The following is a 15,003-nucleotide window of genomic DNA, read 5'->3' on the forward strand; positions in this document are numbered from 1 at the left end:
CGTGCAGGGGACGGAGACGACTCGCCGGAGCCATGCGCTGGATGCTCGTCAGCGGTTCTCTTCGTCCGACTCATCGAACAGGTCGTGCCCGGCCTGGGCGGTCGCCGCGCGGGCCGCCCAGGACTCCAGCCGGGCGAGGTCGGTGCAGGCGGTGATCCGGGCACGGACGTCGTCGGGCACCTCCAGTCCGCGGGCGGCCAGCACCAGCAGCACCAGCCGAGCCGCCTCCTCGGTCTTGCCTTCCGCTTTGCCTTCCGTTCGGCCCCTGCTCTCGCCTTCTTTCAGGCCGCGGCCGTAGTGCTCACGGGCGAAGGGGCTGTAGACCGGCCAGGTGGTGGACGTCATGATCTCCTCCAGAAGGCTCCGCACCTCGGGTGCGGACATGCTGTAAGCGTGTTCATAATACTTCGGAGCGTGTTCGCCGGGCAGTTCGGCGAGCGCCGTGGCGAACGCCTCGACGACCTTGCGCTGGCGGCCGTGCACCATGACCGCCATCGCCGCCAGCTCCGGCTGGGCGGCGGCCTGCTGCGGGTCGGTGATGGCGGGGATGCCGTCCGGGCCGAGCACGCGGGCCTGCAACCGGTAGCCCGTCAGGCCCGAATCGACGGGGCGGGCGTAGTACTCGGCGGTCCTGGCGTCGGGGCAGACGACCAGGACGGTGGCGTCGCAGCCCAGCAGAAGCCAGAGTGCGGCGGCGTAGCGGGCGAGTTGCCGGGGATTCTTCGACTTGTCCTGCTGGATCTCAACGATGATCGCGTGCGCGGGGCCGGTCGGCGGCCCCAGGACGACGACCAGGTCGGCCTCGATGTCGTCGGAGGGCCGGGTGTTGAAGGTGGTGTTCTCCAGCCGGACCAGCGGGGTGGCGGGCAGCTCCTGTCCCAGGAGGTCGCGCAGGATCTCCACGGCCAGTTGGGGGCGGTCGCGGAACAGGTTGATCAGAGAGTCATGTCGGGGAGATGGCACGTCGCTCATTGTTACATGTAGAACACGGAGAGCGATAATATTTGTGATAGGTCGACGATTTGCTGCCGAACAGTGAACTTCCCCAGAACTTCTCGTACGACTAGATTCACCGGCCACCGGACACGAACCAGGTGATCAACTGCCGTGAAGGCCGGTGCAATGGCCACCACCGACGTAGTGATCATCAGGGCATTCGTCATCGCGGCGGTCATCGTCATCGCGGCCCTCGGTTTCCGCTACAACCGGTCCTCCCAGCGGCCGCGCCTCCGCCGGACTCCCCCTCCGCTGCCGCATGACCCCGACGGCTCGGACGGCGGCGGATGCGGCGACGGCGGCGAATGAACCGCCGGGCGAACCGCTGACGGCGGGAGAGGCGAACGGCCTCAGAACCGGTAGCGCATGATCCGCCCCACGTCGCGCAGGCCGGGGATGCGCGCCAGCACCTTCATGCCCAGCCTGCCGGAGAGGGGCAGCTCGTCCAGACCTGGCATGTCGACGCTGCGCAGCGCGTCGAGGCACTCCAGACCCTCGTGCCAGCCCTCGATCTCGTGCGGGTCGTCGATGCCCCAGTGCAGGACCGCGCCCGCGTTGCGCACCGCGGGCACCAGCTTCTGCATCCGGACGCCCAGCGTGCCGTAGCAGTCGAAGAGCAGCTGCCCGCCGGGGAAGCGCCCGGTGATCCACTCGATCAGCCGCCTGCCGTCCTGCTTGCGCAGGTACATCGTCAGGCCCTCGAAGACGGCCACGGTCGGGCGGTCGGCGGGCACCTCGGCGAGCCACCCCTCCTCGGTCACCGAGGCGCCGACCGTCCGGTAGTCCCCACCCGGGCGGGGGAGCAGCCGCTCGCGCAGCTCGACGACCCCCGGGTAGTCGACGTCGATCCAGCGGACCGACGGCGGCGGGGCGAGCCGGTGGACCCGGGTGTCCAGGCCGCAGGCCAGGTGCAGGACGGTGCACTCCGTGCGGGCGGCCAGGAACTCGGCGGTCCAGGCGTCGAGCCGCCGGGCGCGGAGCGCGACCCCGGCCGCAGTGGTGGCCGTCATGCCGGTCCTGCCGAAGTCGTAGTCGATGCGCCGCACCGCCCTCTCCGCCTCGGTGTCGTTCAGGATCGACCGCGGCGAGCGGCTGTCGAGCGCCCTGCCGTACAGCGTGGCGAGCATGGTCTCCTGGGCACCGCGGAAAGTGACCTTCTCGCGTTCCATCGCCCTCCTATCCACTCCGGCCATCGGCCACACGTTACTCCTGCAGGGATCGCGGGACCCCAAGCGACGAGCGACCTCCGGAACGGCTCCCGGCCCTCCTGCGGGGAGTGCACCGTTGTCGGTGCCGTACGGCGTGCACCTCCGCAAGAGGATCACGTTCCCTCAAAGCCGGATCACCGGTCTGCGCGGAAGACGTGTATCGGCGGCGGATGACCGGTGTTACGATCCCGGCACCTCGGTGACCGGGTGGTGACATACCGCGCCACCCGGTGTGCTCCGTGCGCGCGGGAGGTCTGGTGGACGTCGTCGGCACTCGGGCGAACGCACCTGCGGCTCCGGCACCGTGGGCCGAGTTCGGCCGTCAGCTCCGCCGCTGGCGGCAGCGCGCCGGCCTCACCCAGGCGCAGGTCGGGACCAGGGTCGGTTACGACCACAGCGCCATCAGCAAGCTGGAGGGCGGCAGGCGCGAGCCGTCGCCGCGGCTGGCGCGCCACCTCGACGAGGTCCTCGGCGCCGGCGGGGAGCTGCTGGCGGTCTACACGGCCTCCCGGCACGAGGACGCGGACACCGCGCCCCGGGCCGCCGGCGGGACCCGGCCCGGCCCGCTGCCCGGAGACACCGGAGACGGCGGGGACGCCGGAGCCTCCGTCCCGGTCTTCCCGGACGTGCTCGGCTGGCCGTACCGCCTGCCCAGCCACGGCCTCGAGTGCCCTCTGCACGACGACGAGGGCTGTACGGTGCCCGCACCGGCCGACGCGCTCCCGGCGTATCTCGCGTTCTGCGCCGCCGGCCTCCCGGCGGACACCGGTTCCGACACCGTCCACGTGCTCTCCGGGCTCCTGGTGGCCTGCTGGCGCGCCGGCGCCGAGCGGACGTCACCGGAGACGATCACGGCGGTCGAGCAGGCGCTCCACGCGATCGTGCGGCGCATGGAGGGGCTCGCGGGGGCGTCCCGGCGGGCGTTCCGGCGGCTCGCCGCCGGTTACGCGCAGCTCGCCGGGGAGCTGCGGATGCAGCGCGGCCAGAACGGGATGGCGATGGCCTGGCTCCACAAAGGGCTGGGCTGGGCCGCCGTGTCCGACGGCGTCGGGATGTGCGCCACCATCCTCTACGACATGAGCACGGTCGCCCGCCTGGAGTACGACGCGCCCTCGGCCCTGGCGTACGCGCGCGCGATCAGGGCCGCCGATCCCGGCCTGCGCTGGACGTCCGTCGCAGCCGATCTCTGTGAGGCGCGGGCGCACGCCCTCGGCGGCGACGCGCTGGAGTCCCGGCTGCATCTGGCCCGGGCCCGGACGGGCCTGTCCCGGCTGGGGGAACGCGACCTGACTGAGGCGCCGTGGCTGTGCGGGGCCGCCGGAGAGGTCCATCTGGAGTCGGGGACCGGCGGCGCCCTGCGCGACATCGCCGCCCTGACGGCGGACCGGTCGGCGGCCTGCCTGGCGGCCGAGGCGACGGAACGGTCGCTGAGCAGCCTCGCGGAGCGGATGCGTCCCGCCAGGCTGCTCCTCACGCTGCGGCTGGCCGACTGCCATGCCTGCGCCGGGGACCCGGAGGCGGCGCTGGCCGTCGCCGGCCCGGTGCTGGCGGAGGCGAGCGCCGTACCGAGTGCGGTGATCGGCCGGGAGCTTCGCGGGCTGCGCGGCAGACTGGCGACCCGCTGGGGCGGCCGGCCGGACGTGCGCGACTTCATCGACCCGTTCGGCCGCAGCCTCCCCTGACCGCGAGCAGACCGCGCGCTTCCCGGTGGAGCCCGGCCCCCTCCGGCCTGCCACCGCCCGCCGGTGCACTTGCCGATGCGCTTGCCGGTTCGGGGTACGGCAAGCGCCTTCCCTCACCTTCAGTCGAGAAATCAGCACATTGCGTGATCGCTCCGGCTCCTGATCGACAGAAGTTTGCAGCAGCAGTTGAGAATATTGACCAAATCCTGTCTGATATGGGACCTTTCGTCCGCGTTGTTCGCGGCGATCCCTGCCGACAGATCCCGACGGGCTCTGCCGACCGGTCTCGCATCGATGTCCGCGGCGGCGGCCGTACGCCGTCACCGCGGTTCCCCCACATCGTCAGAGAGCGAGAACAGCATGAGAGGGTCCCTCCGGACACCGGCCCTGGCCGGTGTCGCAATCACCCTGGCGGCAGCCACCGTGCTCGCCGCCTCCACCTCCGCCTCGGCCGATCCACCTCCCTCGCCCGCCGACGCGGCCGCCGTGGCCAGGGCCGAGCAGGCCATCGAACGGCACCGCGACGCGATCCGCGGGGCCGGCCAGGACGACTACAAGGTCCAGACCGTCCGGGTGGACGCCGACGGCACGTCGCACGTCCGCTATTACCGGACCTACCGGGGTCTGCGGGTCCGCGGCGGCGACTTCGTCGTCCACCTGAGGCCCGACGGCGCCTTCGCCGACGCCTCGGTCGGACTCACCGAGGCGCTGACGCTCAGCACCAGCCCGAAGGTGTCCGCCGCCACCGCCGCCGGGAAGGCCAAGAGCGCGTTCACCGGGAAGATCACCGGGGTCGGCGATCCGGAGCTGTTCGTCGACGCGTCCTCCGGGCAGGGACGCCTGGCCTGGGAGACCGTGGTCAGCGGCTGGGCCGCCGACGGGCAGACGCCCTCACGGCTGCACGTGATCGTCGACGCCGGGTCCGGTGAGGTCACCGACTCCTACGACGAGATCAGGTCGGCCGTCGAGGGCGCCACGACGGCCACCGCGAGCACCTCGAACGCCCTGGTCGACGGGACCGGGAACTCGATCTACTCCGGCACCGTCACGATCTCCACGACGCAGTCCGGGAGCTCGTACAGCATGGTCGACCCGGACCGCGGCAACGGCAGAACGTGCGACATGAACAACCGCACCAGCGGCACCTGCTCGACCTTCACCGACCCCGACAACACCTGGGGCACCGGTTCCAACGGCAACCGGCAGTCGGCCGGGGTGGACGCCCACCACGGCGCCGCGAAGACGTTCGACTACTTCAAGAACGTGCACGGCCGCAACGGCATCTTCGGCAACGGGAGCGGCGTGCCGAGCCGGGTCCACTACGGCAGCAACTACGTCAACGCCTTCTGGGACGGCTCCCAGATGACCTACGGCGACGGCTCGGGCAACTCCCGGCCGCTGGTCGCCATCGACGTGGCCGGGCACGAGATGTCCCACGGCGTGACCGAGAACACCGCCGGCCTGGTCTACTCCGGCGAGTCCGGCGGCCTGAACGAGGCCACCAGCGACATCTTCGGGAACATGGTCGAGTTCTACGCGAACAGCAGCGCCGACCCCGGTGACTACCAGGTCGGCGAGAAGATCGACATCAGGGGCAACGGCACCCCGCTCCGCTACATGTACGACCCCGCGCTGGACGGCAGCTCGCACTCCTGCTGGTCGACCCGCACCGCGAGCGTCGACGTCCACTACTCCTCCGGCGTCGGCAACCACTTCTTCTTCGACCTCGCCGAGGGCACCGGGGCGACCCCGTACGGCACCTCGCCGGTGTGCGGCTCGGCCCCGGCCGTGACCGGCATCGGCAGGGAGAAGGCGGAGAAGATCTGGTTCCGGGCGCTGGACGCCTACTTCACCTCCAGCACCCGCTACGTCAACAGCGGCAACCCGGCCAACACCGCCCGCGCCTACACGCTCCGCGCCGCCACCGACCTGTACGGCAGCTGCTCCACCGAGTATCGGACCGTCCAGGCGGCCTGGACGGCGGTCAACGTGGCGGGCAGCGACGCCCCGTGCTCGTCCGGGAACGACTTCTCGGTCTCCGTCTCCCCGACCTCGGCCTCCACCGCCCCCGGCGGCTCCGTCACCACGACCGTCTCCACCCAGGTAACCGGAGGCTCCGCGCAGACCGTGGCCCTGTCCGCCGTCGGCCTGCCCTCGGGCGCCACCGCCTCCTTCGACCCCTCCTCCGTCCAGGCCGGCGGCACCGCCAGGCTGACCGTGGCCACCGCCGCCTCCACCCCCGCCGGCACCTACCCCGTCACCGTCACCGGCACCGGCACCGGCGCCACCCGCACCGCGACCTTCACCCTGACCGTCAACGGCCCGGGCGGCGGTGCCTGCCAGGGCTTCGAGACCACCAAGACCGGAACCCTGAGCTCCGGCGCCAGCCAGTACCAGCCTGACGGGGGCTCCTTCCAGACGACCGTCAGCGGGGCGCACCGCGCCTGCCTCGACGGACCGAACGGCACCGACTTCGACCTGTACCTGCAGAAGCGGGGCACCTTCGGCTGGAGCACCGTGGCCCGCAGCACCTCCACCGGCCCCGACGAGAGCCTGACCTACAACGGCACCGCCGGCACCTACCGCTACCGCGTCCACTCCTACAGCGGCAGCGGTGACTACACCCTCGGTTACGACGCCCCGTAACCGCCGATGCCGCCGGACGCCCACCGGAGCCCATGAGCACCGGTGGGCGTCGCACGCTCATCGGAAGCGGTGGCGGACGCCCTCAGCGGTCCTCCCCGACCGCCTCATCGAACAGATCGTGCACGGCCCGGGCGGTCGCCGCGCGGGCCGCCCAGGACTCCAGCCGGGCGAGGTCGGTGCAGGCAGCGTGTTCATAGTACTTCGGAGCGTGATCGTCTGGCAGTTCCGCGAGCGCCGCGGCGAACGCCTCGACGACCTTGCGCTCGCGGCCGTGCACCATGACCGCCATCGCCGCCAGCTCGGGCCGGGCTGCGGCCTGCTGCGGGTCGGTGATGACGGGGACGCCGTCCGGTCCCAGCACCCGGGCCTGCAAGCGGTAGCCGGTCAAGCCGGAGTCGACCGGCCGGGCGTAGTACTCGGCGGTCCTGGCGTCGGGGCAGACCACCAGCACGGTGGAACCGGCATCACAGGACCGGCCCGCGTCGCGCGGGCCTCAGGCGAAGAGCGCCCTCCCCCAGTGGTCGCTCGCGTCCACCACCCCGGGCGGGCAGGCGAACAGCCCGCTGGAGACGTGCTTGATGTACTCGTTGAGCGGGTCGGTGGCGGCCAGCGCCTGCTGCACCGGGACGAACTGCCTGCGCGGGTCGCGCTGGTAGGCCATGAAGAACAGGCCCGCGTCCAGCCGTCCCAGGCCGTCGGAGCCGTCGACGTAGTTGTAGCCGCGGCGCAGCAGGCGCGCTCCGCCGTGCGAGGTGGGGTGCGCCAGCCGGACGTGGGCGTCCCGGGGGATCACCGGCTCTCCGCCGGGACCGGTCTTCGCGAAGTCCGGCTCGTCGAACTCGGCCTTCCCGGTGAGCGGGGCGCCCTCGCCCTTGTCCCGGCCGAAGATCGCCTCCTGCTCCGCCAGCGGGGCGCGGTCCCAGGTCTCGATGTGCATCCGGATCTTGCGGGTGACCAGGTAGGCGCCGCCGTCCATCCAGGCCGGTCCGTCGCCGGGGGCCGCCCACAGGTGGTCGCGGAGCATCGCGGTGTCCTCGAGCTTGAGGTTGTTCGTGCCGTCCTTGAAGCCCATCAGGTTGCGCGGGGTGGCCTGCGTCCGGGAGGTGGACGACGTGCGGCCGAAGCCCAGCTGCGAGTAGCGCACGGTCACCCTGCCGAACCCGATCCGCGCGAGGTTGCGGATCGCGTGCACGGCCACCTGCGGGTCGTGCGCGCACGCCTGGACGCAGATGTCGCCGCCGGAGATCTCGGGCAGCAGCCCGTCGCCCGCGAAGGCGGGCAGGTCGGCGAGCGCGGGCGGCCTCCGCCCGGCCAGCCCGAACCGCTCGTCGAACAGCGACGGGCCGAAACCGACCGTCAGGGTGAGACCGGAGGCGGGCAGGCCGAGGGCCTCGCCGGTGTCGTCCGGCGGAGCCTCCGGGGCCCCGCCGACCGCGCCGAACGCGCCTGCGTCCCTGCCCTGGGTCATCCGCGCGGCGGCGGCCGTCCACTCCTGCAGCAGGTCGACCAGTTCGGCCCGCTCGGTGGTGGTCACGTCGAAGGCGACGAAGTGCAGCCGGTCCTGGGCGGGGGTCGTGATCCCCGCCTGGTGCCGGCCGTAGAACGGCACCGCGTCGGACGCCGAGGACGACGACACCGGGCGGGCGGCGGGCGGCTCGTCCGCGAGCACGCGGGCGGCGACCGCCCCGGCCCCGGCGGCGGCGACGCCCGCGGCGCCCAGGCCGAACAGCGACCGGCGGCTGATCCCGCTCACCGGACCACCACCGCCGCGACCTTGCTGATCGGCTCGGAGAGGCTGTTGATGGCGTCCGACAGCACGCGCAGGTCCTCCTTCGACAGCTCGGTGTGCAGCTTCCAGCCGTCACCGCTGCGGTGCGCCTCCAGGGCGGCCTCGGCGGCGGCGAACCTCTCGTCCAGCGTCTTCACCAGCGCCGGGTCGCGCTCCTCCAGGACCGGGCGGAGCGACTGGACCGCGGCCCTGGACCCCTGGAGGTTGGCGGCGAAGTCCCACAGGTCCGTGTGGGAGTAGCGGTCCTCCTCACCGGTGATCTTCCCGGTGGCCACCTCGTCGAGCAGTTCCTTGGCCCCGTTGGCGAGCTGGACCGGGGAGAGCTCGGCCGCGTTGGCCTTCTCCACGATCGTGGTGACGTCGGTCATCAGCTTGTCGGCCAGCTCGTCGTCGCCCGAGACGTCCTTGGCCACCCAGAGGTCTTTCTCGATCCTGTGGAAACCGGTCCACTCCTCGCCCTCGGCCACGTCGTTCTCCCGGGCGTCGATCGCCGGGTCGAGGTCGCCGAAGATCTCGGCCACCGGCTCGATGCGCTCCCAGTAGGTGCGGGCGACGGGGAACAGCTCCTTGGCCTTGTCGATGTCCTCGGCCTTGACGGCGTCCACGAACTCCTTGGTCTTGACCAGCAGGGTGTCCGACTGGGACTTGACGTACCGCTTGTAGCCGGCGACGGCCTCGGCGAGCTTCGCGTCGTCGGTCAGCGGCTTGTGCTCCCCGCTGACCTTGAGGGCGTTGCGGATGCCCTTGCCCGTCATGCCGGGCTTGCAGGCCGTCTCGTACATGCCCGCCGGGAGCTCCACGACGAGCTCGCGGGTCAGGCCGGGGACGATGTTCTCGACCTCGCCCATCACCCGGTCGCCCGCGGCGTAGACGTAGAACTCCGTCACCTTGGCACCGTTGTTGGTCACGGAGAACGTCGATGTGCCCGCGGCCACCTCGGTGGCGGCGACCTCGCACTCGGTGTCGGTGGCGGCGACGGCGACCGGGCCGCCCCCGGTCCCGGCGGCGGCCGTGGCCCCCGGGCCCGAACCCGGGTCCGCCGACGAGCAGCCGGCGAGACCGGCGAGGGCGAGGACGGCGGCGGCCAGGGCGGTGGGCGCGGCGGTGGGGGTGCGCATTGCGTTGACTCCGGTCAGGAAGCGGCCTGGGCCGACTGGGGGGCGGGGCCCGCCGGCGTCCTGCCGCCGGGCCACAGGAAGAGGACGAGGACGGGCACCGCGTAGGCGACCCAGGCGACGGTCTCCAGGACGCTGGGCTGGGCGGTGACGTTGAACATGCCGCCGAGCACCATCGAGTACCAGGCTCCGGGGTCGAGGACGCCGCTGATGTCGAAGGCATGGGTGTTCAGTCCCGGCAGGAACCCCGCCTCCTGCAGGTCGTGCACGCCGTACTTGAGGATGCCGGCGGCGACGAGGATCAGCAGCAGGCCGGTCCAGGTGAAGAACGTGGTGAGGTTGATCCGCAGGGCGCTGCGGTACAGCCCCCAGCCGAGCGCGACCGAGGTCAGCAGGCCCAGGGTGATGCCGATCAGCGGGCTGGCGGTGGTGGTGGCGCCCTGCACGGCGGCGAACCACAGCAGCGTGGTCTCCAGCCCCTCGCGCGCCACCGCGAGGAACGCCACCACGACGACGGCCACGGGTCCCAGCCGGAGCGCCTCGCCGAGCTTCTCCCGCAGCTCCCCGGACATCCGCCGGGCGGCCGTCCGCATCCAGAAGATCATGGACGTGACGAACACGGTCGCGGCGATCGAGACGACCGCCTCGAACAGCTCCTGCTGCTGCAGGTCGAGGTGGGCGGCGGTGAAGGTGAGCAGCGCGCCGAACGCCACCGAGAGCACGGCCGCGGCTCCGACGCCCGCCCAGACCAGCGGCAGCCGGTCACGGCGGTCGCTCTTGACGAGGAAGGCCACGAGGATGGAGACGACGAGCGCCGCCTCCAGCCCCTCGCGGAGGCCGATGAGATAACTCGCGAGCATGGACGGCCTCCACCCGTAAGCCTTGCCTAACTTAGGACAGGCTTACCATAACCTGGACGTTTCCTGAAGAGTGAGCGGGGGTGGTGTTCAGGCTCCCGCGGGCGGACGGGCCAGGTCGGCCGCCGTCCAGGCGAGCAGGACGGCGGCGTCGAGCAGCGCGCGGTCGGCCGCCGGGGCCGCGGCGGCCTCGGCGAAGGCGGCGTCGTGCGGTACGGCCCCGCCGGCGCCGATGTCGAGCATCGGGTGGATGGCGCGGACCGCGTGGGAGACGTTGGCCATGTCGGTCATGGCGAACGGCTCGCGCTCGACCGGGGCGGGCCGCCCGAGCGCGGCGGCGTTGGCCGCGTACAGCTCCGCCAGCCCCGCGTCGTCCCGGAAGTCCAGATAGTCCGGTTCCGGGCGGGTCAGGTTCAGCTCGCAGCCGGTCGCCACGGCGGCGCCCCGGAAGCAGTCCTCCACCCGGGCGCGGAGCTCCGCGAGGTGCTCGGCCCTGGCGGCCCTGATCTCGTAACTCGCCGCGGCGCGGGCCGGGATGACGTTGGGCGCCTCCCCCGCGGCCGTCACCACGCCGTGCACGTGCCAGTCGCGCGGGAGCTGCTGGCGGAGCAGCCCGATCGCGACCTGGGCCAGGGTCATCGCGTCGGCGGCGTTGCGGCCCTCGTGCGGGGCGAGGGTGGCGTGGGCCGGGCGGCCGAGGTACTCGGCGTCGAGCGTGCCGAGCGCGAACGAGCGGAACCTGACGGTCTCGAACGGCCCGGGATGCACCATCATGGCCGCGTCCACGCCGTCGAAGACGCCCGCCTCCAGCAGCAGCGCCTTGCCCCCGCCGCGCTCCTCGGCGGGGGTGCCGACCACCTTCACGGTCAGGCCGAGCGCGTCGGCGACCGGGGCGAGCGCCAGGCCCGAGCCGACGGCCGCCGCGGCGATGACGTTGTGCCCGCAGGCGTGGCCGAGGCCGGGCAGCGCGTCGTACTCCGCGCAGAACGCCACCGTCACGGGGCCGGAGCCGTACGACGCGGAGAAGGCGGTCGGCAGCCCGCCCGCCCCGGCGGTCACCTCGAACCCGGCCGCGCTCAGCGCCCGCGCCGTCCACTCCGCCGCCCGGTGCTCGGCGAAGGCCGTCTCGGGATGCGCGTGGATCCGGTGGCTCAGCCCGACCAGCTCCCCGGCGTGCGCCAGCACCCGTTCCCTGATCGCGGCCTTCACCGGGTCGCTCCCCGGTCCCCCCGCGCCCGCCCCGGCCGCGTCCGCTCCGCTCACATCCGCGCCGTTCACATGCGCTCCCCCCGCACCCGCCCCGGCCACATCCGCTCCGGGGGCGCTCATCACGACCACCCCGCGGCCAGCCCGGAGAGCCCGGAGGCGAGCCCGCCGAGCCAGCAGGCCGGGTCGTGGCCGCCGTTGTACTCGGTGAACGTCACCTCGTACCCCTTGGCGGCGAGGACCGCGGCGAACCGCCGGTTCTCGGCGAGCAGCATCCACTCCAGCCGCCCGGCCTCCACGTGGAAGCGGACCGGGAGCCGGGGCGCCCGCTCGTAGCGCCGGGTCAGCCATTCGGGGTCGTCGTCGCTCCACCAGTAGGAGCCGGACTGCGAGAGCACGTTGCCGAAGCGCTCGGGAGCGGTGAACGCCGCGTAGGAGGCGGTGAGCCCGCCGAAGCTCTGGCCCGCGACCACGGTCAGCCCGGGATCGCCGGTGACCCCCCACTCCCGTTGTGCCCAGGGCAGCAGGTCGTCGGCCAGGTGCCGGACGAACGGCTCGTGGCAGGCCATCTCGCGCAGCCGGGTCGGCCGGTCCACCGCGTCGGGCAGCAGCACGACCGTCGGCGGGATCCGGCCCTCGGCGATCAGGTTGTCCATCGTCGGCGCGATCCGCCCGGCCCACACGTCCCCGTCGAGCAGGACGAGCACCGGGTACGGCCCGCCGCCCCGGTGTCCCGCCACCCCGCCGCCCCGTTCCGCCGCCGGGGCCGCTGGAGCCACCGGGGCCACCGGGGCCACCGGAACCGCCGAGGATCCCGGCGTCCCCGGGACCTCCCGCTCGGATGTCTCCGCCGCGGAGGCCTCGTGCCCCGGCGGCGTGTAGACCCAGACCCGCCGTCCCGCGACCGCGCTCTCGTGCACCCGTCCTCCGGGCACGCCGGGGCGCCGGTCCCGGTACGGCTGCGCGGGGGCCTCCGGAAGTTCCAGCAGGGAGGAGGGGTTGCGGCCGTGGCTTCCGGGGACCAGGACGGGGTTGCCCGGGTCGGGGAGGGCCGTCGTCATGACACGCAGCCAGGAGTCCCGGTCGGTGCCGGGCACCTGCTCGCACGGGAGGATCTGGTAGCTCGCCCGCAGGTCCCCCTCGAGCTCGTAGGTCAGGCTGAGCACGTCGCCGCCCGGCTCCCGGGTCATCACGTGGGCGCCGATGTCGCCCGCGTGCCGGTCCCGGTCGGTCAGCGTGTTGATCAGGACGACCGCCCGCTCGTCCTCGGACCGGGCCCGCCACAGGAAGGTCACCCGGTACCTGCCCGGCGTCCGGGCCGGCTCGACCAGCGGGGTGGTCCGGCCGTCCCGCGGGGGCACGCCCGGGGAACCGTGTCCGGGGGGTTGCAGCGGCATGTCACGACCTCCGGTCGGAGAGCAGGGTCCACAGCAGGAAGGGGCCGCCCAGGACGCTCGTCACGACGCCCGCCGGGATCTCCGCCCCGGAGGCGATGACGCGGCCGATCGTGTCGGCGGCCACGACGAGCGCGGCTCCGGTGAGGGGCGCGCCGACGAGCGGGAGCCGGGTGGGCCCGGACAGGCGGGCGGCGATCACGGGCGCGGCCAGCGCCACGAAGGCGATGGGCCCGCCGATGCCGATGGCCAGCCCGGCCAGGGCCACGGCCAGGGCGAGGACGGCCAGCCGGGTCGTCCGGGGGTTCGCCCCGAGCCCGGTGCCGACGTCCTCGCTGAAACGCATCACGTCCAGCCGCCGGGAGACGGCCAGCGCGGCGGGCAGCAGCAGGGCCAGTCCGGCGGCCACCGGCAGCGCCACCGGGTAGCCGCGCCCGGCGAGGCTGCCGACGCTCCAGGAGTGGATGGCCGTGGCCGAGCTGAGCCCCTGCCAGGCCAGGATCGACTGGGTCAGCGCCCCGGCCAGGGTGGTGACCGCCAGGCCCGTGACGATGAACCGGTAGCCCTGGGTGCCGACGCCGCCGGAGATCGCGAAGACCACGACGGCGGCGGCGAGGGCGCCGAGCGGGCCGGTCCACCAGTGCTCGAAGAGCATCTCCGCGGACGAGAAGAGCCCGGCCAGCATGATGGCGATGACGGCGCCCTGGTTGATGCCGAGCATGTCGGGGGTGGCCAGCCGGTTGCGGGCCAGCGCCTGGGTCAGGCAGCCGGACAGGCCGAGCGCGGCCCCCGCCACCAGCCCGGCGACGACCCTGGGCAGCCGGATCTCCTGGACGAGCAGGATCTGCCCGCCCGCCCCGATCCCGCGCAGCGCGTCCAGCGCCTGGCCGGCGGTCATCGCGGACTGCCCTGCCACCAGCGCGGTCACCCCGGCCGCCGCCGCGAGCGCGGCCAGCGCCGCGACGGCGAAGGAGGAGCGCACCGGGAGCAGGACCGAGAGGGCGCCGAGCCGTACCGGCAGCGCGTCGGACGGGAGCGGTCCCCGCCCCGGCCCGGACCGCGCGCCCCGGCGCGGGGTCCTGTCCGAGATCAGGTCCCCGGCCCCGGCGGCGACCGCGCGGGAGCGCGCCACCACGATCAGCACGGGTCCGCCGAGGATCGCGATCAGCAGCGAGACCGGCGCCTCGTACGGCCGCATGACCACCCGGGCGAGCACGTCCGCGCCGAGCAGCACCAGCGCGCCGGCCAGGGCGGACAGCACGATCTGCGGGCCGACCCGGCCGCCGAGCAGGGTCCTGGCCAGGTAGCCGGCCAGCAGGCCGAGGAAGCCGATCGGCCCGGCCACCGCGACCGCGGCGGCGCTGAGCAGCGTCACCGCCACGGTCACCGTGACCCGGGTACGGCCGGGCCGGTGGCCGAGGGCCACGGCCATGTCGTCGCCGAGGGAGAGCGCGGCCAGCGGCCGGGCGGCCAGCGCGGCCATGCCGAGTCCGGCCAGGATCGCCGGGGAGACCGACAGGACCCGCTCCAGCGGGACGCCCGCGAGCGAACCGAGCACCCAGAACCGGTACTGGTCGAAGGTGACGGGGTCGGCGACCAGCATGGCCGAGGTGATCCCGGTGAGCGTGGCCGACAGCGCCGCGCCCGCCAGGACCAGTTTGAGCGGGGAGAAGCGGGAGCCGATCAGCAGCACGACCCCGGTGGCCAGCAGCGCGCCGCCGAGGGCCCAGACCAGGTAGGCCCCGCCGGTCTGCGCGCCCGCGTAGACGATCCCGACGACCACGCCGAGGGCGGCGCCCGAGTTCACCCCGAGCAGTCCGGTCTCGGCGAGCGGGTTGCGGGTGACCGCCTGCAGCAGCATGCCCGAGACGCCGAGGGCGGCGCCCACGACGAGGGCGGCCAGCGTACGGGGCAGCCGGAGCGTGGTGACGACCATCTCCAGGTGGTGGTCGCCGCGGGCGCCGAGCAGGTAGTCGACGACCTGTTCCGGCGCGACCCGGCCGGCGCCGGTCAGCACGGAGGCCGCGGCGAGTCCCAGCAAAGCCGTCAGGCAGAGGGCGAACACCGGGAGGGGGGCCCGGGGTTGCGTAAACATAAGGTAAGGCTAACC

General features: G+C 73.4%; 12 protein-coding genes. 3 read left to right on the forward strand and 9 right to left on the reverse strand.

From position 1 onward, the window contains the following. Positions 1 to 48 precede the first annotated feature (48 nt). Positions 49 to 963: a hypothetical protein gene (locus HS048_RS31680; RefSeq protein ID WP_307832716.1), complete on the reverse strand. Its 915-nt coding sequence runs from the start codon at positions 961 to 963 to the stop codon at positions 49 to 51. Between the two features lie 159 nt (positions 964 to 1,122). Here HS048_RS31680 and HS048_RS31685 point away from each other — a divergent pair, with 159 nt between their 5' ends. Beyond that, entirely contained in the window at positions 1,123 to 1,305 is a 183-nt protein-coding gene (locus HS048_RS31685) for a hypothetical protein (protein ID WP_196469724.1), read from the forward strand. Positions 1,306 to 1,346: 41 nt separating this feature from the next. On the opposite strand, the gene HS048_RS31690 is transcribed toward HS048_RS31685, so the two are convergent. Continuing rightward, complete coding sequence (locus HS048_RS31690; protein ID WP_196469725.1) at positions 1,347 to 2,165, reverse strand: class I SAM-dependent methyltransferase; 819 nt, start codon at positions 2,163 to 2,165, stop codon at positions 1,347 to 1,349. 278 nt (positions 2,166 to 2,443) lie between these two features. Here HS048_RS31690 and HS048_RS31695 point away from each other — a divergent pair, with 278 nt between their 5' ends. Together HS048_RS31695 and HS048_RS31700 are read left to right on the forward strand one after the other, a co-directional pair. Next, positions 2,444 to 3,886: a helix-turn-helix domain-containing protein gene (locus HS048_RS31695; RefSeq protein ID WP_196469726.1), complete on the forward strand. Its 1,443-nt coding sequence runs from the start codon at positions 2,444 to 2,446 to the stop codon at positions 3,884 to 3,886. A 360-nt stretch (positions 3,887 to 4,246) separates the two neighbouring features. Then, the gene (locus tag HS048_RS31700; protein ID WP_196469727.1) at positions 4,247 to 6,532 is read left to right on the forward strand and encodes a M4 family metallopeptidase; all 2,286 of its coding nucleotides are present in this window, start codon (positions 4,247 to 4,249) and stop codon (positions 6,530 to 6,532) included. A gap of 82 nt (positions 6,533 to 6,614) precedes the next feature. Here HS048_RS31700 and HS048_RS31705 read toward each other — a convergent pair whose 3' ends face one another. The 7 genes from HS048_RS31705 to HS048_RS31735 all read right to left on the reverse strand — a co-directional run bounded on the left by HS048_RS31705 (position 6,615) and on the right by HS048_RS31735 (position 14,988). Beyond that, entirely contained in the window at positions 6,615 to 6,983 is a 369-nt protein-coding gene (locus HS048_RS31705; protein WP_196469728.1) for a hypothetical protein, read from the reverse strand. Between the two features lie 42 nt (positions 6,984 to 7,025). After that, positions 7,026 to 8,285, reverse strand: a complete 1,260-nt coding sequence (gene efeB, locus HS048_RS31710) for an iron uptake transporter deferrochelatase/peroxidase subunit (RefSeq protein ID WP_307832718.1) — start codon at positions 8,283 to 8,285, stop codon at positions 7,026 to 7,028. After that, positions 8,282 to 9,439, reverse strand: coding sequence for an iron uptake system protein EfeO (gene efeO, locus HS048_RS31715; RefSeq protein ID WP_196469729.1), 1,158 nt, complete (start codon positions 9,437 to 9,439; stop codon positions 8,282 to 8,284). Before efeO ends, efeB begins: the two co-directional genes overlap by 4 nt. Positions 9,440 to 9,453: 14 nt before the next feature. Next, positions 9,454 to 10,296 (reverse strand): iron uptake transporter permease EfeU, encoded by an 843-nt coding sequence (efeU, locus tag HS048_RS31720; RefSeq protein WP_068897519.1) that lies wholly within the window; start codon positions 10,294 to 10,296, stop codon positions 9,454 to 9,456. Between the two features lie 87 nt (positions 10,297 to 10,383). Continuing rightward, positions 10,384 to 11,571, reverse strand: coding sequence for an amidohydrolase (locus tag HS048_RS31725; protein WP_196469730.1), 1,188 nt, complete (start codon positions 11,569 to 11,571; stop codon positions 10,384 to 10,386). A gap of 50 nt (positions 11,572 to 11,621) precedes the next feature. Beyond that, positions 11,622 to 12,896, reverse strand: a complete 1,275-nt coding sequence (locus HS048_RS31730) for an enterochelin esterase domain-containing protein (protein WP_196469731.1) — start codon at positions 12,894 to 12,896, stop codon at positions 11,622 to 11,624. 1 nt (position 12,897) lies between these two features. After that, the gene (locus HS048_RS31735; RefSeq protein ID WP_196469732.1) at positions 12,898 to 14,988 is read right to left on the reverse strand and encodes an iron chelate uptake ABC transporter family permease subunit; all 2,091 of its coding nucleotides are present in this window, start codon (positions 14,986 to 14,988) and stop codon (positions 12,898 to 12,900) included. Between the last annotated feature and the right edge of the window lie 15 nt (positions 14,989 to 15,003).

It is taken from the genome of Planomonospora sp. ID91781 (assembly GCF_015711595.1).
Lineage (GTDB): Bacteria > Actinomycetota > Actinomycetes > Streptosporangiales > Streptosporangiaceae > Planomonospora > Planomonospora parontospora.